Origin of the sequence: Micromonospora pisi (assembly GCF_003633685.1) — a bacterium.
In the GTDB taxonomy this organism is placed as follows: Bacteria; Actinomycetota; Actinomycetes; order Mycobacteriales; family Micromonosporaceae; genus Micromonospora_G; species Micromonospora_G pisi.
The window spans coordinates 137,172-157,815 of sequence record NZ_RBKT01000001.1; the positions used below are offsets into that span (position 1 = coordinate 137,172).

11 protein-coding genes and 1 pseudogene are annotated in these 20,644 nt (G+C 72.6%); 8 read left to right on the forward strand and 4 right to left on the reverse strand.

Features of this window, described 5'->3' with window-relative positions; genetic code table 11:
• Positions 1-308 precede the first annotated feature (308 nt).
• Positions 309-7,253, reverse strand: a pseudogene (locus BDK92_RS41050) (amino acid adenylation domain-containing protein); the annotation flags it as partial.
• A 184-nt stretch (positions 7,254-7,437) separates the two neighbouring features.
• On the reverse strand, positions 7,438-8,787 hold the full coding sequence (locus tag BDK92_RS00620; RefSeq protein WP_121153592.1) for a lysine N(6)-hydroxylase/L-ornithine N(5)-oxygenase family protein: 1,350 nt from the start codon (positions 8,785-8,787) through the stop codon (positions 7,438-7,440).
• A 142-nt stretch (positions 8,788-8,929) separates the two neighbouring features.
• On the opposite strand from BDK92_RS00620, the gene BDK92_RS00625 reads away from it, so the two are divergent.
• Positions 8,930-9,874 carry a methionyl-tRNA formyltransferase gene (locus tag BDK92_RS00625; RefSeq protein WP_121153594.1) on the forward strand — a complete coding sequence of 315 codons (945 nt, stop codon included), beginning with the start codon at positions 8,930-8,932 and terminating at the stop codon, positions 9,872-9,874.
• Between the two features lie 61 nt (positions 9,875-9,935).
• Here the strand turns inward: BDK92_RS00625 and BDK92_RS00630 are convergent, their stop codons facing one another.
• Together BDK92_RS00630 and BDK92_RS00635 are read right to left on the reverse strand one after the other, a co-directional pair.
• Positions 9,936-10,859, reverse strand: a complete 924-nt coding sequence (locus tag BDK92_RS00630; protein ID WP_121153596.1) for a siderophore-interacting protein — start codon at positions 10,857-10,859, stop codon at positions 9,936-9,938.
• A 1-nt stretch (position 10,860) separates the two neighbouring features.
• On the reverse strand, positions 10,861-11,898 hold the full coding sequence (locus BDK92_RS00635; RefSeq protein ID WP_121153598.1) for an iron-siderophore ABC transporter substrate-binding protein: 1,038 nt from the start codon (positions 11,896-11,898) through the stop codon (positions 10,861-10,863).
• 157 nt (positions 11,899-12,055) lie between these two features.
• On the opposite strand from BDK92_RS00635, the gene BDK92_RS00640 reads away from it, so the two are divergent.
• From BDK92_RS00640 to BDK92_RS00670, 7 genes are all read left to right on the forward strand, one after another.
• A complete protein-coding gene (locus BDK92_RS00640; protein ID WP_121153599.1) occupies positions 12,056-13,093 on the forward strand; it encodes a FecCD family ABC transporter permease in 1,038 nt (345 codons plus the stop codon).
• Positions 13,093-14,160 (forward strand): FecCD family ABC transporter permease, encoded by a 1,068-nt coding sequence (locus tag BDK92_RS00645; protein WP_121153601.1) that lies wholly within the window; start codon positions 13,093-13,095, stop codon positions 14,158-14,160. Before BDK92_RS00640 ends, BDK92_RS00645 begins: the two co-directional genes overlap by 1 nt.
• Before the next feature lie 3 nt (positions 14,161-14,163).
• Positions 14,164-15,099, forward strand: a complete 936-nt coding sequence (locus tag BDK92_RS00650) for an ABC transporter ATP-binding protein (RefSeq protein WP_121153603.1) — start codon at positions 14,164-14,166, stop codon at positions 15,097-15,099.
• Positions 15,096-16,847 carry an ABC transporter ATP-binding protein gene (locus BDK92_RS00655; RefSeq protein ID WP_246016693.1) on the forward strand — a complete coding sequence of 584 codons (1,752 nt, stop codon included), beginning with the start codon at positions 15,096-15,098 and terminating at the stop codon, positions 16,845-16,847. Before BDK92_RS00650 ends, BDK92_RS00655 begins: the two co-directional genes overlap by 4 nt.
• Positions 16,848-16,925: 78 nt before the next feature.
• Positions 16,926-18,677, forward strand: coding sequence for an ABC transporter ATP-binding protein (locus BDK92_RS00660; RefSeq protein WP_121153605.1), 1,752 nt, complete (start codon positions 16,926-16,928; stop codon positions 18,675-18,677).
• 161 nt (positions 18,678-18,838) lie between these two features.
• A complete protein-coding gene (locus BDK92_RS00665; protein ID WP_121161424.1) occupies positions 18,839-19,360 on the forward strand; it encodes a copper chaperone PCu(A)C in 522 nt (173 codons plus the stop codon).
• Entirely contained in the window at positions 19,357-20,592 is a 1,236-nt protein-coding gene (locus BDK92_RS00670) for a Dyp-type peroxidase (protein ID WP_121153607.1), read from the forward strand. The genes BDK92_RS00665 and BDK92_RS00670 overlap by 4 nt, the downstream gene beginning before the upstream one ends.
• Positions 20,593-20,644 lie beyond the last annotated feature (52 nt).

Below are 20,644 nucleotides of genomic sequence, written 5' to 3' on the forward strand. Positions count from 1 at the left end.
CCGGGCGCGGTGATCCGCAGGGTCCAGAGCAGGTCACCGATCCGGGTCAGCCGCTGACGCAGGCCGTCGTGCCGGTCCCGCAGCGTGGCCAGGACCGCGCGCACCCGGGCCTCGGTCAACCCGGCCGGGGTACGGGTGAGCACCGCCGTACCGGCCGGTCCGACCGGTAGACCGCTCTCCCGTAGCCGGTGCACCGCCGGGGTCGGCGGCAGGTCGCCGTACCGCTGCGGGTCCGTCCCCTGCTCCGCCGGCACGGCCGGGGTCGCTGGCGCCGGTTGGGCCGGCTCGGGACCGGCCAGCTCCGCCAGGTGGGCCGGGGTCCGGTGGGTGAAGACGTCACGTGGACTGATCAGGATGTCGTGGGCGTGCGCCCGGTTGGCCACACCGATCGACTGGATGCTGTCGCCACCGAGGACGAAGAAGTCGTCGTCGGGGCCGACCTCGGGCAGCCCCAGCACCGAGGCGAAGACCTCGCAGAACAACCGCTCTGCGGCGGTACGCGGGGCCCGGCCGGTGGACCGGGACGGCTGCGGCTGCGGCAGCGCGGCGACGTCGAGCTTGCCGCTCGCCGTACGCGGCAGTTCGTCCAGCACCAGCAGCGCCGCCGGGACCAGTGCGGCGGGCAGGGTGGTGGCGAGCGCGGTCAGCAGCGTCTCCGGGTCGACGGTGACACCGGTCCGGGCGACCACGTACGCGAGCAGCCGCACCGCACCCGTCGAACCCGTCCGGGTGACGACGGCGGCGGCGGCCACCTCCGGCCGTACGGCCAGGTGCGCCTCGATCTCGCCGAGCTCCACCCGGTGACCCCGGATCTTCACCTGCCGGTCGACCCGCCCGAGGTACTCCAACGTCCCGTCGGCGGCCGAGCGGACCAGGTCACCGGTGCGGTACATGCGCTCCCCCGCCGGCCCGTACGGGTCGGCGACGAACCGGTCCGCGGTCAGTCCCGCCCGCCCGTGGTAGCCGCGCGCGAGCTGCACCCCGGCGACGTAGAGCTCACCGGGCACGCCGTGCGGCACCTGACGCAGCTCCTGGTCGAGTACGCGCAGCCGGGTGCCCGCCACGGCGGTGCCGATCGGCACCGTGCCCCCGGTGACCGGGGCGCCCGGCCCCTCGGTCGCCTCGGCGCAGGTGACCTGGATGGTCGCCTCGGTCGGCCCGTACACGTTGTGCACCGGCACCCCGGTCGTCGCCTGCCAGCGGCGGGCGACCGACCGGCTGAGCGCGTCGCCGCCGGCCAGCACCCGGCGCAGACTCTCCACCCCGGCGCCGGTCTCGACGGCGTCGGCGAAGGCACCCAGCATGGACGAGACGATCACCATCGTGGTCACCCGGTGCCGGCGGACCGCCGCCGCGAGGCGGGCCGGGTCGCCGGTCGCCTCCGGCGGGGTGAGCACCACCGCCGCGCCCACGGTCAACGGCCAGAAGATCTCCAGAGCGGCCGGGTCGAAGCTCGCCGAGAGGTGGTGCAGCACCCGGTCGTCCGCACCGAGTCCGAACTGTCCCTGCACCCAGGCGAGCTGGCTCGCGATCGCCCCGTGCGGTACGAGCACGCCCTTCGGCTGCCCCGTCGACCCCGAGGTGTACAGCAGATAAGCCCCCATCTGCGGAGTAAGGAAGGGCCCCTTGTTATCGCTTTCCGTTGTATAAGGGGCCCTTCCCAACGCCTCGGGGGTGTCGCTGTCGAGCAGGAGGAGATCCAGGTCGGGGCATGGCGGCAGGCGGTCGGCGGCGGACCCGGTGGTGACGACGGTACGGACGCCGGAGTCGGCGAGCAGGTACGCCAGCCGCTCTGCCGGGTGGTCGACGTCCAGCGGCAGGTACGCGGCACCCGCCTTGAGTACGCCGAGCAGCGCCACAACCAGTTCCGCCGAGCGGGGCACCGCGACGGCGACGACCCGCTCCGGGCCGACACCCGTGGCGCGCAGCCGAGCGGCGAGTGCCGCCGCGCGGGTCTCCAGTTCGAGGTAGCTGAGGGTGGTGTCGTCGGAGACCAGCGCCGGCGCGTACGGCGTCCGGGCGACCTGCGCCCGCACCGCCGCGACCAGCGTGGTGGCGGTGGGGTCGCCGGCCGGGCCGCTCAGCCGGGCCAGGATCTTCTCCCGCTCGGTGGCATCGAGCAGCTCGACCCGTCCGACCGGCCGCCGTGGGTCGTCGACGAGCTGTTCCAGGAGCCGGGTGAGCCAACCGGCGATCCGGTGCACGGCGTCGGCGTCCAACCGCGCGGCGTCGTGCTTGAACCGCAGCTCCAACCGGTCACCGGGAACGACGATCAGCGCGAGCGGGTAGTGCCCGGCGTCCCGGTAGTCGACGCCAGCGACCGCGACGCTGCCGCTCGGGTCCCGCAGGTCGGCCTGGTCGGGGTAGTTCTCCAGCACCACGAGCGTGTCGAACAGTTCGTCCACCCCGGCGATCCGGTGCAGGTCGGCGAGGCCAACGTGCTGGTGGTCGAGCAGGTCGGACTGCTCGGCGTGCAGTTGGGTGAGCAGGTCCGCCAGGGACTGCTCCGGTTGCCAGCGGACCCGTACCGGCAGCGTGTTGATGAGGAGACCGACCAGGTCACCGATGCCGTCGAGGTCGGCGCCCCGACCGCTCACGGTGGTGCCGAAGAGTACGTCACGGCCTCCGGTGAGCTGCCCCAGCAGCAGCCCCCAGGCGCCCTGGAGTACGGCGCCGAGGGTGATCCCGTACTCCCGGGCCCGTGCGGTGAGGCCGGCGGTGAGCGCCTCGGGCAACGCCACCCGGAGTTCCGCCGGACGGGCCGGCTGCTGCGGTCCGGTCACGGGAACCAGCCGGGTCGGCTCGTCCACCCCGGCGAGCACCTGCCGCCAGGCGGCGTGGGCGGCGTCCCGATCCTGTCGGGCGAGCCAGGCGAGGTGGTGCCGGTACGGGGTGACGGCCGGCAGCCACGGCGTGCTCTCCGCCAGGCCAGCGGCACCAGCCGGGGCGGCCAGGCCAGCCGCACCAGCCGAACCGGTGGTCGGCTGGTACAGGGCGAGCAGGTCCCGCAGCAGGACCGGTACCGACCAGCCGTCCGCGACGATGTGCGGGAACTGCAGCACCAGCCAGTGTCGTACGTCGTCGCGGCGCAGCAGGAGCGCCCGCAGCAGCGGCGGGCGACCCAGGTCGAACGGGCGTCCCCGTTCGTTGTCGGTCTCGGCGAGCAGCCGGGCGCGTTGGCCCGCCTCGTCCAGGTCGGCGACGTCGACCCGGCGCCACGGCAGGTCGACCCCGGCGACCACCGCCTGGATCAGCCGACCGTCCGGGCCGAGGCGGAACGCGGCCCGGAGCGGGGCGTGCCGGTCCAGCAGCCGCTGTGCCGCCCGGCGGAGCGCGGCGTGGTCGAGCGGACCGGAGAGGTCGACGATGAGCTGGACCACGTACGCGTCGGTGCCGCTGCCGTCGGCGAGGGCGTGAAAGTAGAAACCCTCCTGCATCGGGGTGACCGGCAGCGCCTCGACCAGCCCCGGCAGTTCCTCGGCCAACTGGGCGGCGGCGTCCGGGGTGAGCACCGGTGCCAGCTCGTCGGCGACCGGTGCGCCGGCAGGCACCACGACCGGGGCGAGCTGGGCGACCGTACGGTGGACGAAGACCTGTCGCAGGGTGAGCGCGAGTCCGGCCCGCCGGGCCCGGATGACCAGTTGGATCGCGACGATGCTGTCTCCGCCGAGGGCGAAGAAGTCGTCGTCGATGCCGACCTCGGGCAGGTCGAGCACCTCGGCGTAGAGGGTGCAGAGCAGTTCCTCGCGGGCGCTGCGCGGCCGTACGCCGGTGCTGAGCACGCCCCGGTCGGGCCGCGGCAGCGCGGCCCGGTCAAGCTTCCCGCTGCCGGTGACCGGCAGTTGGTGCAGCGCGACGATGGCGGTCGGGACCATGTACTCCGGCAGCCAGGCCCGGGCCCGCTCGCGTAGCCGGCGCAGCAGGGTGGGGATGTCCCGGAAGCGGACCGGGGTGTTGGCGTGCTCGGGCCGGGGACCGCCGGCGGACGCCGGCTGGTAGACCGGTCCCGGTAGGGCGTCGCCCCTGGCGAAGACGACGTCGAGGCGACCGTCGGTGGCGTCGGCTGTCCAGGTCGTCCGGACCGTGTACCCGTGCTTTTCACCGAGGCGGTGCAACGCCTCGGGATCCGCCGCGACGGACCGGGGTGTCGACTCCGGGTCGACCGAGCCGGACGCCAGCGCGTGCGCGGCGGCCAGGTCCACGGTGAGGCGGGCGTTCGGCACACCGGTCAGCCGCAGTGCCGCCGGTCCGTCGCCGCCGAGCATGCCGGCGAGCGCGTCGAGGTCGGCCAGGTCGGCCAGGTCGGCCCCCCAGCGGTACGTCGGCACGTCGGTCACCGCCGTCGCCACCTCGGCGGGTGCGCCGTCCGGGCGGCGGCGCAGCACGACGTCGTACCGGTAGCGGGTCAGTTCGTTGTGGTCCTCGCCCCGCTTGACCCAGAGGTCCACGGTCTCGACCTCGGGCAGGTCACGGGCGAGGGCGGGAAAGAACTCCGGGTCGAGCAGGAGTTCGCCCTCCCAGGCGAGATCCTGCGCGACCCCGGTCCGGGCGGCGGCGAGGTCGGCCGGCTCGGTGCCGGGGCGGCGGCCGAGCTGGATGGCGGCGCGCAGGCTGGGCAGCAGGCGCAGGTTGCGCACGTCGCCGACGAAGACCCGGCCACCGGGAACGAGCAGGTCCACGGCACGACGCAGCACGTCGGCGAGGTAGTCGGCGGCCGGGAAGTACTGCGCCACCGAGTTGATCACGATGGTGTCGAAGTGGTTCGCCGGCAGGCCGTCGAAGCGGTGGGCTGGCTGTGCCCGCAGGGTGACCCGGTCGGCGAGCTCGGGATTCCGGTCGACCTGCTGGCGCAGCGACGTGATCGCCTGCTCGGAGAGGTCGGTGCCCCAGTACTCGGCACAGTTCGGGGCGAGGCCGGAGAGCAGCAGGCCACTGCCGACACCGATCTCCAGGATCCGGTGCGGACGCAGGGCGGCGATCCGGGCGACGGTGGCGTCCCGCCAGGCCCGCATCTGCCCGAGCGGGATGGGCTGGCCGTCGTAGCTGCTGTTCCAGCCGGTGAAGTTCTGCGCCGCCGGCTCGGCCCGGCCGGCCGAGTAGAGCAGTTCGTGCAGGTCCTTCCACTGGGCGACCTGCCGTTCCCCGACGGTGTCAACGGGCTCGGCGCCGCCAACCGCGCCGGTGGTGGGCACGACGTACGCGACCAGGCGCCGCTCGCCGGGCTGGTCCTCGCGTACGGTCGCGACCACCTGGGCCACGTCCGGGTCGCCGGCCAGCGCCGATTCGACCTCGCCGAGTTCGATCCGGTAACCCCGGACCTTCACCTGGTCGTCGGCGCGGCCGACGAAGTCGAGCTGGCCGTCGGAGCGCCACCGGACCAGGTCCCCGGTCCGGTACAGCCGCTCGCCGGGGTCGCCGTACGGGTCGGCGACGAACCGCTGCGCGGTCAGTGCCGGGCGCCCCAGGTAACCCCGGGCCAGACCGGCCCCACCGAGGTAGAGCTCACCGAGGACACCGGCCGGCACCGGCCGCAGCGCGTTGTCGAGCACGTAGGCGCGGGTGCCCGGGTCGGGTCGGCCGATCGGCACCGAGGAGCCGGACCGGGTCGCCGGGTCACACCGGCCGAGGGTGGAGTTGACGGTCGCCTCGGTCGGCCCGTACGCGTTGAACATCCGCTGTCGGGTGGCGTACCGGGCGACGAGTTCGGGACTGACCCGCTCGGTGCCGGCGAGCAGGGTGGCGCCGTCCGGCAGCGTGACCTCCGGTGGCAGCGCGGCCAGCAGGGCCGGCGGGAGGATCATGAAGGTGGCGCCGTGGGTGTGGGCGTACTCGGCGAGTTCGGCGGTGGGCAGCCGGCGCTCGGTCGGGACCACCACCAGCCGACCACCGGAGAGCAGCGCCAGGCAGAGGTCCCAGAAGGCGACGTCGAAGCTGGGCGACGCGAACTGGAGAATCCGGCTGTCCGGGCCGACACCGAAGCGTTCGGTCTGGGTGGCTAGCAGCTTCGCCACCCCGGTGTGGGAGAGCACGACGCCCTTGGGGCGGCCGGTGGAGCCGGAGGTGTAGATCACGTACGCGGCGTTGTGGACGCTGAGCGGCGCGGTCCGGTCCTGGTCGGTCGGGTCGGTGTCGGGTCCGTCGGCGACCGCGCGGACCAGGTCGGGGTCGTCGAGCAGCAGCCGGGTGGTGCCCGGGTGTTCGGGTACGTCGGTCGCCAGTTCCCCGGTGGTCAGCAGGCAGACCGGCGCGGCGTCGGCGAGCATGTACGCGATCCGCTCGGCCGGGTACTCGACGTCGACCGGCAGGTACGCGCCACCGGCCTTGAGTACGGCGAGTTCCGCCACGATCAGGTCGACCGAACGGGGCAGGGCCAGCGCGACCAGCCGTTCCGGGCCGACCCCGTGCGCGATCAGCAGATGGGCGAGCCGGTTGGCCCGCTCGTCGAGTTCGCGGTAGGTCAGCTCGTCGCGCTCCAGGACCAGCGCGACCGCGTCCGGGGTGCGCCGGACCCACGCCTGGAACAGTTGCGGCAACGTCGCCGGTGGCACCGACAGGGCGGTGTCGTTCCAGCCGTCGAGGAGCAGGTGCCGTTCCTCGGGGGTGAGCAGTTCGAGCACTCCGACCGGCTCGCCGGGTCGGCGCAGGCCGTCGTCGAGCAGCCGCAGCAGGTGGTCGAGCAGCCGGTCGGCGGCGGCCCCGGCGAGCACCTGCCCGGCGTGGCGCAGCCGCAGCGCGTACCCGGTGGGGGTTTCGGTGAGCCCCAGCCAGAGGTCGAGTCGGGGGTCGGGGGTGCCGCCGTAGCCGACGTTGGTCAGCAGCGCGCCCCGGCGCAGTGGCGCTACGCCCAGGTGGGCGGCGATCGCCGGCAGCGGCAGCGGGTACGCCGACGCGTCGAGGCGGGCGGTGGCGACCCGGTCGACGACGTCGTCGAGTCCGGGCGCTCCGCTCAGGTCGAGTCGCAGTGGCAGTTCCGCCGCCGTGAGCACCAGGTCGGTGCCGGCGCCGTAGCGCAGCAGCAGGGCGGCGAGCCCGGCGAGGACCACGTCGTCGGCGCTCACCCGCCCCTGGCGGACGTGTTCGGCCAGCAGGGTGCCGAGCGCGGCCGGCAGTTCCCGGGTCCGCTGCCCGGACGGTTCGCCCGTGTCGGCGGCCGCTGGGGTTCCGGCGTCGCCGGCCGGTGCGTCCGAGGGCAGCGCGATCTCCTGGGCGACCGGGGTCAGCCGGTCCCGCCAGTACCGAAGGGCGTCATCCACTGTGGTCAGTTCGCTGGCGGACAAGAAGAATCACACCTCTTCGACGGTTGGCGCAGGGACGTACGCGGGACGGCGGGAGAGAAGCCGATCCCGCGACGGGCCGGGTGTGCGGTCGCACGGCTCCCGGCACCGGTGGACCGGGAGGCCGTGGTCGGCCGTCCGGTGGCGGTACGACGATCGACGGTCAGGCGCGACCGGCACCGGCCGGCGCCGGCATCGGGGTGGGCAGGTCGCGGTGGGACACGATCGAGTCCAGGATCTCGGCCGCGCGTACCGAGCCGTTGGAGAGCAGCGAGGAGCTGATCCCGTGGCTGTGCTCGGTGCCGCCCTGCAGGTAGATGCCGCAGCGCAGCCCGTCGCCGGTAACGACCCGGTAGTCCCGGTCCAGCCGGAGCCGCCCCAGTTCGTCGCGGTGGCAGTGGCCGCTCAGCTCGCCGAGCATGGAGACCGGGTCGACCGGGTCGTAGCCGGTGGCGCAGACGAGTACGTCGGCGTCCAGGACGGCCGGCTGCCCGGTGATCAGGGTTTCGATGGTGACCTGTACGCCGTCCGGGTGTGACACCGCGGCACGCAACCGGGAGGTGTTGAGCAGGCGGAGGCGGGACTGGCCGAGCACCTGTTCCCGGTAGCTGCGCCGGTACAACTCGGCGATCAGGTCGCCGTCCACGACGGAGTAGTTGGTGTTGCCGTGGTAGTCCATCAGCTGTGCCTTGACCTCGGCCGGGGCGTCGAAGTAGTCGTCGACCGCACCGGGATCGAAGATCCGGTTGGCGAACGAGCTGTCGTCGGCCGGGCTGTAGCCGTACCGGGAGAAGACGGCGCAGACCTCGGCGGTGGGGAACCGCTCGTGCAGGTGTGCAGTGACCTCGGCCGCGCTCTGTCCGGCGCCGACGACAACGAACCGGGCGGGGGCCGTGACGGCCTGCCGGTCCAGGTTGAACAGCAGGTCCCGGCTGTGCCAGATGCGGTCGTCGGCGATCACGCCGGCCGGCATCCGGGGTTGCAGGCCGGTGGCGAGCACCAGGTTACGGGCCCGGTGGACGATGGTGCCCTGCCCGGTGTCGACCAGCACGTCGACCAGTTCGATCCCGTCCTCGCCGAGCACCGGCCGTACGCCGATCACCTCGTGGCCGTAGCGCACCAGGTGGTCGACCTGGGCCGCGGCCCACTCCAGGTAGTCGTGGTACTCGATCCGCAGCGGGTAGAGCGTCTTGTGGTTGATGAAGTCGACCAGGCGGTCCTTGGCGTGCAGGTAGGCCAGAAAGCTGAACCGGCTCGTCGGGTTGCGCAGTGTCACCAGGTCCTTGAGGAACGAGACCTGCATGGTCGCGTCGTCGAGGAGCATGCCGCGATGCCAGCCGAAGCTCTGCTGGCGTTCGAGGAAGACCGCGGAGACCGGTTGCGTCGTCCCGGCCGGTCCGGCGGGTACGTGCTGTTCGGTGAGGGCGATGGCCAGCGCCAGATTGGACGGGCCGAACCCCACTCCGACGATGTCGTAGACGGGCACCTCGTCGTGCGGCGGTACGTGCGCCATGGACCACACCCCTAGATCGTCGATTTAGGGTAGGCTACCCTTGCTTCAAACCTCGGTCAATGCGGGGACAGCAACACCACACACGCTAGCTAGGTAAGGCTTGCCTGACTAGTATCCGCCGGGAATGCCAGGAGGCGTCCACATGCGAGTAGTCATGTTCGGTTACCAGACCTGGGGTCACCGGACCCTACAGGCCCTACTGGACTCGGAACATGAGGTCGCGATGGTGGTCACCCACCCCAGAAGCGACCACGCGTACGAGCAGATGTGGGACGACTCGGTAGCCGACCTGGCCCGCGCGCACAACGTACCGGTGCTCCTGCGCCAGCGACCCGACGACGAACTCGCCGACCAGGTCAAGCAGGTCGACGCGGACATCATGGTGGCCACCAACTGGCGCACCTGGCTGCCCCCGTCGATCTTCAACCTCCCTCGTCACGGCACCTTGAACGTGCACGACTCGCTGCTGCCCAAGTACGCCGGCTTCTCCCCCCTGATCTGGGCACTGATCAACGGCGAGCCGGAGGTGGGGGTGACCGCGCACCTGATGGACGACAAGCTCGACGGCGGCGACATCGTGCTGCAGCGCGCCGTCCCGGTCGGGCCGACCGACACCACGGCAGACCTGTTCCACCGCACGCTGGCCCTGTTCGGGCCGATCACACTGGACGGCCTCGCCCTGATCGAATCCGGTCAGACCGAGTGGACGAAGCAGGACGCAAGCAAGGGCAGCTTTTTCCACAAGCGCTCCATCCAGGACAGCCTGATCGACTGGACCTGGCCGGCGGAGGAGCTGGAGCGGCTGGTCCGTGCGCTCGCCGACCCGTACCCGAACGCGTTCACCTACCACCGGGGCGAGCGGGTCCGGATCACCGAGGCCGCCGTGTCGCGCGGCTACTACGGCGGCACCCCCGGACGGATCTTCATCCGGGAGGACGACGGCATCGTCATCGTCGCCGGCGCCGAGGCGCGCCACGGACGCAGCCACGGTCTGCTGGTCAAGCGGGTCCGCACCGACGACGGCACCGAATACCCGGCCACCGAGTACTTCCACACCATGGGCGGCTACCTCACCGGCCAGCCCTGACCGACACCGACGGGCGTGCCCGCCGCCGGGTCCGGTGACCACGGCGGCGGGCGGGCCCTCCTCAGTTCGGTTGTTCTCGGCCCCGCCGCCAGTAGCCCATGAACGCCACCGCCCGCCGGTCCAGGCCCCGCTCCCCCACCAGGTGCCGGCGCATCGCCACCACCGCGCCGGCCTCGCCGGCCAGCCAGGCGTAGAAGCCGTCCGGGCGATCGGGATCGTCCGAGGCGGGCACCTCCCAGGGATCGTCGTCCTGGTCCGACCCGTCGACCGGTGAGCCGTCGGCGGGCAGCGGCGGCCGACCCGAACCGGTCCGGCCCGCACCCACGACCGCCGGCACCAGTTGCCCGACCAGTTCCCGGACCACCGGCCCGAGCACCTCACCACGGTCGCGGGACAGCCAGATCACGGTGACCCCGGGGGGTGCGTCGATCTCGAGCACGTCCGCCGGCTCCGGCACCTCCAGCACCACGGTCGCCCGTACGTCCGGACCGAGCAGTTCGACAATGGACGAGGCGGCCGGCACGGCGGCCTCGTCCGCGGCGAGCAGCAGGCGTCCGGCGTGCGCGGGCGGCGCCCAGGCCACGTCGGTCACCGGTCCCGGTTCACCGGCGACCGGCCCGATGACGGTGATCGGGTCACCGGGCCGGGCCGCGCCGGCCCAGCGCGAGGCGGGCCCGACGTCCCCGTGCAACACGAAGTCCAGGTCGAGTTCACGCCGCTCGGGCCGGAACGCCCGAACCGTGTACGTCCGCAGTGGTGGGCGCCGGTCAGCCGGCACCGACTGCCACCGCTCGACCCAGTCCGGGCCGGCGGGAAGCACCTCCGGACCCGCGCCGGGTGGCGGGAACAGCAGGTTGATCCGCTGGTCGAAGCCGTGACCGGCGAACCCCGCGAGGGAGTCGCCGGCCACGGTGACGCGTACGAAGGTGGGGCTCAACCGCTGGACCCGGACGACCCGTACGGCGAACGGCAGGTAGGCCGGCACGTTACCGACCGGGCGCCACGAGCATCGGCAGCAACTGGTCGATCGCGTACGGCACGCTGAGCACGGTGACGAAGGAGAGCGCCGCGCCGACCGGTGGTTCCATGTACGGCACGAAGACCGCCCGACCCTCCTTGGCCACCTTCAGCGCCGCGTAGACCGGGTCGGCCTTCACCCGGGGCTCCACCGCCGGGTCGGCGGTCAGCAGCACCAGCCGGTCCACATCGAGCAGGTCGAGCCGCTCCGAGCTGACCACCGCCGCGATTTCCTTCCCGGCCAACTGCTCGACCTGGTCGGAGAGCTTGTAGCCCATCTCGCCGAGCAGTTGCGCCTTCGGGTCGCCCTTGGCGAAGGCCGCGTACGTGCCCGGCTCGCTCGGGTCCGCGACCACCGCGGTCTGGGTGGCGAACTCCGGGTGCTGCTGCCGGATCTCGGTGAGCCGCTTGTCGATGGCGGCGAGCAACTGGTCGACCTTCGGCTCCGCCCCGAGGGCCCTGCCGATCACCTTCGCCATCTCGTCCCACGGCGTGGCGTAGTCGTCGTACTGCTTCGCCTGTGCGACCACCGGGGCGATCTTCGACAGGGTGGTGTACTGCTCCTGGGTCATGCCCGAGTACTGGGCGATGATCAGGTCAGGCTTCAACGCGACGATCTTCTCGACGTTGTAGTCGTCCCGCTCGCCGACGATCTCCGGCGGGGTGGTGCCCCAGAGGTCCTTCGTCCAGGCCCAGTTGCCGAACGGGCGCTCGCCGAACCAGTCGACCGCGCCGACCGGCTTGATCCCGAGCGCGAGCACCGTGTCCTGATCGCTGAGGCCCAGGGTGACGACCCTGCTCGAGGCCTTGGTCACGGTGGTCGAGCCGTACTTGTGCTCGATGGTGACCGGGAAGGCTCCCGGCGCCGCCGACGACGACGCGGTGCCGCTGGGTTCTTCGGACCCACCACCGCAGGCGGCCACCGTGGCGGTCAGCGCCGCGGCGACGAGCACCCGCGACCATCTGCCGGTCCGACGGCCTTTGACAATCTTCGACGGGCTACGCATGGGTCCCCTTCGGGAATCGACGTCAACTGGACCTCGGCACCGGCCGAGGAGAGGTTGCCATATAGTAAGGGTCGGCTAACCTAACCTCAAGCCGTAAGATGCTCTCACCTATGTCGGGGTCGATCGCGACGACGACGCAACCGCACGAGGAGACCATGTGAGCGCACCGATCCGGCCCCCCACCACGCGCCGGCGCGGCCGCGTCCATCTGGTCGCGCTCACCGCCGGCCTGCTGGTACTCGGCCTGGTCTGCCTGCTCTCCATCGCGATCGGCGCCCGCCAGATACCCCTGTCCGAGGTCGTACGCTCGTTTGTGGACCCGGGAGGCACACCCGAGGACGTGTTCGCGATCGTGCGCGAGGTACGGCTGCCCCGCACCGCCCTCGGCCTGCTCGCCGGTGCCGCCATCGGCCTGGCCGGCGCCGTCATGCAGGGGCTCACCCGCAACCCGCTCGCCGACCCGGGACTGCTCGGGGTCAGCGCCGGCGCCGCCTTCGGCATCGTCACCGCCAGCGCCGTGCTGCACCTCACCGGCCTGTACGGCTACATCTGGTTCGCCATCCTCGGCGCGCTGCTCGCCAGCGCCATCGTCTACCTGCTCGGCGGGGTCGGTCGAGGTGGCGCCACGCCGGTGAAGCTCGCCCTGGCCGGGGTCGGGGTGACCCTGCTGCTCGGCTCGTTGACCAGCGCCATGGTGCTGGCCAGCCCGCTCGCGCTGGACCGCTACCGGTTCTGGACCGCCGGCTCCCTCGCCGGCCAGGACCAGGGCACCCTGCTGCGGGTCCTGCCCTTCCTCGTCCTCGGCATCCTCGCCGCGCTCGCCCTCGCGCCCGCCCTGAACAGCCTCGCCCTCGGTGACCAGGTGGCCACCGCACTCGGGCGGCGGGTCGGCGTGATCCGCCTCGGTGGAGCGGCGGCGATCACCGTGCTCGCCGCCGCCACGGTCGCGGTGACCGGGCCGATCGTCTTCGTCGGACTCGTCGTACCGCACCTGGTTCGGATGATCACCGGGCCGGACTACCGCTGGCTGCTGCCGTACACCCTGGTTCTGGCCCCTATCCTGCTGCTCGGCGCGGACATCGCCGGCCGGGTGGTCGCCCGCCCCGGCGAGATCCAGGTCGGCGTGATCGTGGCCTTCCTCGGGGCACCGTTCTTCATCGCCCTGGTCCGGCGACGCCGGCTGGCGGAACTCTGATGGCCCTCGTCGAACTCTCCACCACCGGTGGGCGGGCCACCTTCCGGCTCGCCGGGTCCCGGATCTCCGGCGTCGTGTCGCTGCGCGCGCTCACCGTCGGCACCGCCCTGGCGCTCGCCACCTTCGCGGTGTTCTGCCTCGGCATCACCACCGGCGACTATCCACTGACCCTGACCGAGGTGGTGCCGGCCCTGTTCGGCGTCGGCGACCCCGGAACGCTGCTCGTGGTACAGGAACTCCGTCTGCCCCGGGCCCTCGTCGGCCTACTCGTCGGCGCCGCCTTCGGCATCTCCGGCGCGGTCTTCCAGACCATGACCCGCAACCCGCTGGCCAGCCCGGACATGATCGGAGTGATCGCCGGTGCACAGACCGCCGTGGTCGCCGGCATCGTGCTCGGCTTCGGCGCCGGTCTCGGCACCCAGGTGCTCGGCCTGCTCGGGGCGCTGGTCGCCGCACTCCTGGTGTACGTGCTGTCCCAGGGGCGCGGGGCGACCGGATACCGGATCGTCCTGATCGGCATCGGGGTCGCCTGGATGTGCACCAGCGCCACCGACTACCTGCTGGCCAAGGCGATGCCGTTCGAGGCCCAGAAGGCGGCCGGCTGGCTGGTCGGCAGCCTCAACGAACGCGGCTGGCAGCACGTACGCCCGCTCGCGCTCGCGATGGCGGTGCTGCTCCCCGCCACCCTGCTGCTCGGCCGCTGGCTCCGTACGCTGCAACTCGGCGACGCGATCGCCACCGGCCTCGGTACGCCGGTCGCCCGTACCCAGCTGGCGCTGCTGGTGACCGCCGTCGGCCTGGCCGCGTTCGGCACCTCGGCGGCCGGACCGATCCTGTTCGTCGCGCTGATCGCCCCGCAGATCGCCCTACGCCTCACCGCCTCGGCGACCCCGCCACCACTGGTCTCCGCCCTGACCGGGGCCCTGGTCGTGGTGACCGGCGACCTGATCGCACGGCACGTGCTGCCCGACGACCACCTGCCCGTCGGAGTGGTGACCGGAGTGCTCGGCGCACCGGTCCTGCTCTGGCTCCTCGCCCGCGCCAACCGAACCGGCTCCGGAGGATGACCCGTGACCGCTGAACCGATCAGCCGAACCGTGACCGACCTCCCACCCGGCCCCCCGCAACCGCATCGGACCGACCCGTCCTCGGCGCCGCCCGGACCGCGTACGCGCGAGTTCCCCGCCGGTCTGCCCGACCTGCGGGCGAGCGACCTCACCCTCGGCTATGACGGGGTCGTCGTCGTCGACGGCCTCGAGGTGGCCATCCCGGCCGGACGGATCACGGTGATCGTCGGCGCCAACGCGTGCGGCAAGTCGACCCTGTTGCAGGCCCTGGCCCGCCTGCTCACCCCGCGCGCCGGCGCGGTCCGGCTGGACGGCGCGTCGATCCGGTCCATGCCCACCCGACAGGTCGCCCGCAAGATCGGCATCCTGCCGCAGTCGCCGGTGGCACCGGCCGGACTCACCGTGATCGACCTGGTCACCAGGGGCCGCGCCCCGCATCAGACCTGGTGGCGGCAGTGGTCCAGCCAGGACGAACAGGCCGTGACGGACGCGCTGACCGCGACCAACATGCTGGAGCACGCGCACCGACCGGTCGACGAACTCTCCGGCGGTCAACGGCAGCGGGCCTGGATCGCGATGGCGATCGCCCAGGAGACCCCGGTGCTGCTGCTCGACGAACCGACGACCTTCCTCGACCTGGCGCACCAGATCGACGTACTCGACCTGATCGTCGACCTGAACCGACAGGAGAACCGCACCGTGGTGATGGTGCTGCACGACCTCAACCAGGCCAGCCGGTACGCCGACCACCTGATCGCGATGAAGTCGGGGCGGATCGTCCGCCAGGGCAGCCCGGCCGAGGTCATCACGACGGACCTGGTCGAACAGGTCTTCGACCTGGACTGCCAGGTCAGCCTCGACCCGGTCACCGGCACTCCCATGATCATCCCGATGGGCCGGCACCACCACGCCGCCCCCGCACCACTGGGCATCAGGTGACCACCCAGACCACGGCCACGCCGACCCGACCCGGCCCCCCGGCCACGCCGGCACCGGCAACCGCCCCACCAACCGGCCGACAGGTGCTGCGACGGGCGGTCACCGGCCAGGGCCGGTACGTCGCCCTCGGCAGCCTGCTCGCCGTCGGACACCAGGCGGGCGAGGCTCTGGTCCCGGTGATCATCGGCGTGGTGGTGGACCAGGCCGTGGCGACCGGTTCGACCACCGCCCTGGTGCGCTGGCTGGTCGTACTCGGCCTGGTCTTCGCCGGCCTCTCCACCAGCTTCCGGTTCGCCGCGCGGGCCGGCGAACGCGCGGCCGAACAGGCGGCCCACCGGATCCGCCGCGAACTGACCGCACGGGTCCTCGCCCCGTACGGCGGGGTCGAACGCGGCCACCTGCCCGGGGCACTGGTGAACATCGCCACCAGCGACGCCAGCCGGGTCGGGGCGGTGAACATGGCGCTCACCGCGGGCGCGGCGGCACTGGCCGCACTGGTCACCACCGCGGTCGTCCTGCTGCACACCTCCGTACCGCTGGGACTGCTCATCCTGCTCGGCGCGCCACCGGTGCTCTGGATCGCGCACCTGCTCGGCGGCCCGCTGCAACGGCGCAGCGAAGCCGAACAGGAGAACGCCGCACACGCCTCCGGAGTCGCCGCCGACCTGGTCAGCGGATTACGCATCCTCAAGGGAATCGGCGCCGAACAGGCCGCCTCGGCCCGCTACCGGCTGATCAACCGCCGTTCGCTCGCCGCGACCTTGCGCGCGGCGCGAGCACAGGCCTGGCACGACGGGGCACTGATCGCCGTCACCGGTGCCTTCATCACCGCCGTCGCGCTGCTCGGTGCCCGCCTCGCCATCCAGGGCGACATCACCATCGGCGAACTGATCGCCGCGGTCGGCCTCGCGCTCTTCCTGCTCAACCCGCTGTCGACGCTGAGCTGGGTCAACGCCGAACTGGCCCAGGCCAGGGCCTCCGCCGCCCGGGTCGCGGCAGTGCACGCCGCCGCGCCGGCCGTCCACCCCGGCACCGTCGACCTGGCCGATCCGGTCCGGGGCGAACTGCGCTTCGACAACGTCACCGACGGTCCACTACGGATCAGTACGCTCCGGGTCTCCCCCGGCGAACTGCTCGGCGTGGTCGCCCCGGACCCGGCCGCCGCCTCGGCGCTGGTACGTTGCCTGGCCCGCGAGGCCGATCCGGAAACCGGCACGATCACGTTGGACGGTGTGGCGCTGACCGACCTGGACCCGGCTCGGGTCCGCACCGCGATGCTCACCGCCAGCCACGACGCGGTGCTCTTCGCCGGCACCGTACGGGAGAACGTCACCGCCGCCGGCAACAGCGAGGGTCCACTGGAGACGGTCCTCACCGCCACCACGGTCGACCAGGTCGCCCGGGTGCTCCCCGACGGGTTGGGGACCCCGGTCAGCGAGCGTGGCCATTCGCTCTCCGGCGGTCAGCGGCAACGGATCGCGCTGGCCCGCGCGTTGCACGCCGAGCCGCCGGTGCTGGTGGTCCACGAACCCACCACCGCCGTCGACACCGCCACCGAGGCCCGGATCGCCACCAGCCTGCGCCAGCTGCGCGAGGGGCGTACCACCATCCTGGTGACCAGCAGCCCGGCGCTGCTCGCGGTCACCGACCGGGTGGTGCTGCTCGACGGCGACCGGGATCCGGTCACCGGCCGTCACGCCGATCTGGTACGCGGCCACGAGCGCTACCGCGCCACCGTGCTGGCCTGACCCCGCCCGGCTGTCCGCCGCCCATCCGCCCGCCCGCTCGCGACAACCCGGCGTCGAGCGCGTCGACAAGGGAGACCAGTGACTCCGCAGGTGCTACCGATCGCCAGCCCGGCGCAGACCACCGCCGCGGTGCGGCGACTGCTGCGCGGACGCCGCGCCCTGGCGGTCGGCTCGCTCGGCGTACTGGCCGGCGCGACCGCGATCGGGCTGCTCACCCCGCCACTGCTCGGCCACATCGTCGACCTGGTCACCCGGGGTGGCACCGTCGGCACGCTCACCGTACCGGCGATCGCGCTGGTCGCCATCGCGCTCGCCCACGCGGTCAGCACCGCGATCGGAGTCGGCATGATCGCCCGTCTCGGCGAGGGGATGCTGGCGGACCTGCGTGAACGGTTCGTCGACCGGGCGCTGCACCTGCCACTGGGGCAACTGGAGCAGGCCGGGGCCGGCGACCTCACCTCCCGGGTCACCAACGACGTCACCGCGATCGCCGAGGCGGTCCGCGGGGCGCTACCGGAACTGGTCCGTTCGGTACTCGTGATCGGGCTGACCCTGGCCGGTCTCGCCGTACTCGACCCCCGGTTCCTGCTCGCGGCTCTGCTGGCCGCCCCGATCCAGTGGCACACCGTACGTTGGTACCTGCGCCGCAGCCGGCCGCTCTACCCGGCGCAGCGACTGGCTGTCGGCGCCCAGCAGCAGCAACTGCTGGAAAGCATCGGTGGCGCCGCCACCGTCCGCGCCCTCCGTCTGGAACAGCGGCACCTGGACCAGGTGACGACGCGCTCCCAGGGCGCGGTCGACCTCGCCCTGCGTGCGGTACGCCTGATCACCCGGTTCTACGCCCGGCTCAACCTGGCGGAGTTCGTCGGGCTGTCGGCGGTGCTGGTCACCGGCTTCCTGCTCACCGACGCGGGCGCGGTCACGATCGGTACGACCGCCGCCGCCACCCTCTACTTCCACAACCTCTTCGGCCCGGTCAACTCCGCCCTGCGCCTGGTCGACGACGCCCAGGTGGCGACGGCGAGCCTGGCCCGGCTGGTCGGGGTGACCCAGCTGCCGGCCCCGGTCGACGCCCCGGACCGCCCGGCCGCAGTGGACGCCTCGGTGAAGGCGGTCGACATCGAGTACGCCTACCTGCCCGGCAACCGGGTGCTGTCCGGGGTGACGCTCGAGATCGAGGCCGGACAGCGGGTGGCGCTGGTCGGGGCGAGCGGGGCCGGCAAGACCACCCTGGCCCAGCTCGTCGCCGGCGTCCACCGCCCCACCTCGGGCAGCATCATGCTCGGCGGTGTGGAGGTCGCCGAACTGCCACCCGAACATCGTCGCCGTACGGTCGCCGTGGTCACCCAGGAGGTGCACGTCTTCGCCGGCCCGCTCGCCGACGACCTGCGGCTGGCCCGACCGGACGCCACCGAGGACGAGCTGCGCGCCGCCCTCGCCGAGGTGGAGGCGCTGGAATGGGCGCTCGGGCTGCCGGAAGGGCTGGCGACCGTGGTCGGCGACGGCGGTCACCAGCTCAGCGTGACCCAGGCGCAGCAGTTGGCGTTGGCCCGGGTGGTGCTGGCCGACCCCCGGGTGGTGATCCTCGACGAGGCGACCGCCGACGCCGGCAGTGCCGGGGCGCGGGTGCTGGAACGGGCAGCCGAACGCGCACTGCGCGGGCGTACCGCCCTGATGGTCGCCCACCGCCTCACCCAGGCCGTCGGCGCCGACCGGATCATCGTGCTGGAGGACGGTCGGGTGATCGACGCCGGAACCCACGAGGAGCTGATCGGACGTGGGGACGGTGCCTACGCCGCGCTCTGGCGGGCCTGGTCACAACAACGGTGACCACGGCACAGGGGACACAGGCTTCCCGGGAACTGGGCGCGAGGTGGTGACGACTAACGAGCGAAACCAGCCACTGGGAGGCCAGAGTGAGAACAACCGTGCCGCGACGTACCCGGCTCCGCCCCATCCGGACGGTCCTTCTGCCGGCGATCGGCGCCCTGATGGTCGGCGCTCTGGTGCTCGGCACCGCGGCCGGCTGCGGCGCGACCGACCCGTCGCCCTCGCGGCCCGGGCCCGAAGCCCACCCCAGCACCGCCGTGGCGAGCGTCTTCCACGTACGCGATCCCTGGGTCAAGGCCGCGCAGAGCGGGATGACCGCCGCGTTCGGTGTCCTGGTCAACGACAGCGGCACCGATGCCACCATCGTGAGCGCCACCTCGTCGGTGTCGCCGATGGAACTGCACGAGATGACCATGAAGGACGGCAAGATGCTCATGCGGCCCAAGGCCGACGGCATCACCGTCAAGGCGAAAAGCACCCACACCCTCGAACCGAGCGGCGACCATCTCATGTTGATGGCGCTCGCCGAGCCGGTGCAGCCCGGCGACGAGGTCACCTTCACCCTGACCTTCGCCGACGGTCGGACGGCCGAGTTCACCGCGATCGCCAAGCCGTTCACCGGGGCCGGCGAGAGCTACGACCCGCACCCCGGCAGCGGTCCGAGCGCGAGCCCGGCGACATGACCGGAGATTCCGACCCGGCGCCGGTGAGCAGACGTCGACTGCTCACCGGCGGGGCCATCGCCGTCGGTGGCGCGCTCACTGGTGGTGGTGCCGTCGCCGCCACCGTCCATGACGACCGGCCCGCTCCGACCGTCGGTGTCCTCACCGGGCCGCAGGCCGGTACGGTCACCGAGCCGTTCCACGGTCGGCGACAGGCCGGGATCGCCACCCACCCGCAGGCGCACGCCTCGTTCGTCGCGTTCACCCTGCGTCGGGAGACCGACCGGGCGGCGCTGGTCCGGCTGATGCGGCTGCTCACCGACGACGCCGCGCGGCTCACCCAGGGCCAGCCGGCCCTGGCCGACACCGAGCGGGAACTCGCCTTCCTGCCCGCCCGGCTCACCGTCACCTTCGGTTTCGGGGCCGGGCTGTACCGGGCCGCCGGCCTGGACGACCGCCGCCCGGTGTCGATCGCCGACCTGCCACCGTTCACCATCGACCGGCTGGAACCGGGCTGGTCCGGCGGCGACCTCCTGGTCCAGATCTGCGCCGACGATCCGCTCACCGTGGCGCACACCCAACGGATGATCGTCAAGGACACGCGCCCGTTCGGCACTGTCCGCTGGGTGCAGCAGGGGTTCCGGCGCGGTCACGGCATCCAGGACCGACCACAGACCCAACGCAACATCCTCGGACAGCTCGACGGCACCGCCAATCCGAAACCCGGCACCACCGCGTTCGAGCAGGCCGTCTGGGTGCCGGACGGCCCGCCCTGGCTGCGCGACAGCAGCACGCTGGTCGTACGCCGGATCCGGGCCGAGTTGGAGACCTGGGACCAGCTCGGCCGCTCCGACAAGGAGTTCGCGATCGGCCGGCGACTCGAGACCGGTGCCCCGCTCACCGGCGAGGTGGAGGAGGACCTGCCCGACTTCGCCGCCACCGACGAACTCGGCTTCACCGTCATCCCGGACTTCGCCCACATCAGCCTGGCGCAGGTTCCCGACGACCGGTCGAAGATCCTCCGTCGGCCGTACAACTACGACGGTGTTCCGGACGCGGCGGGGCGTGCCGACAGTGGGCTGGTCTTCGCCTCGTACCAGGCGGATGTCGAACGGCAGTTCCTGCCGATCCAACGCCGGCTCGCGGAGCGGGACCTGTTCAACGAGTGGATAACCCCGATCGGTTCCGCCGTCTTCGCCATCCCACCGGGTTGCGCCCCCGGCGGGTGGATCGGTGAGCAGGTGCTCGGCTAGCCGGACACCAGGTGTGGATCGTCGCGCTGGCGATCTGGCGCCTTGCCCGGAT

What these genes read in the sequence shown, in the direction of transcription:
- BDK92_RS00620 (WP_121153592.1), bottom strand. Translation starts at nt 8,787, where the DNA reads ATGGCGCACGTACCGCCGCACGACGAGGTGCCCGTCTACGACATCGTC.
- BDK92_RS00625 (WP_121153594.1), top strand. Translation starts at nt 8,930, where the DNA reads ATGCGAGTAGTCATGTTCGGTTACCAGACCTGGGGTCACCGGACCCTA.
- BDK92_RS00635 (WP_121153598.1), bottom strand. Translation starts at nt 11,898, where the DNA reads ATGCGTAGCCCGTCGAAGATTGTCAAAGGCCGTCGGACCGGCAGATGG.
- BDK92_RS00645 (WP_121153601.1), top strand. Translation starts at nt 13,093, where the DNA reads ATGGCCCTCGTCGAACTCTCCACCACCGGTGGGCGGGCCACCTTCCGG.
- BDK92_RS00665 (WP_121161424.1), top strand. Translation starts at nt 18,839, where the DNA reads ATGGTCGGCGCTCTGGTGCTCGGCACCGCGGCCGGCTGCGGCGCGACC.
- BDK92_RS00670 (WP_121153607.1), top strand. Translation starts at nt 19,357, where the DNA reads ATGACCGGAGATTCCGACCCGGCGCCGGTGAGCAGACGTCGACTGCTC.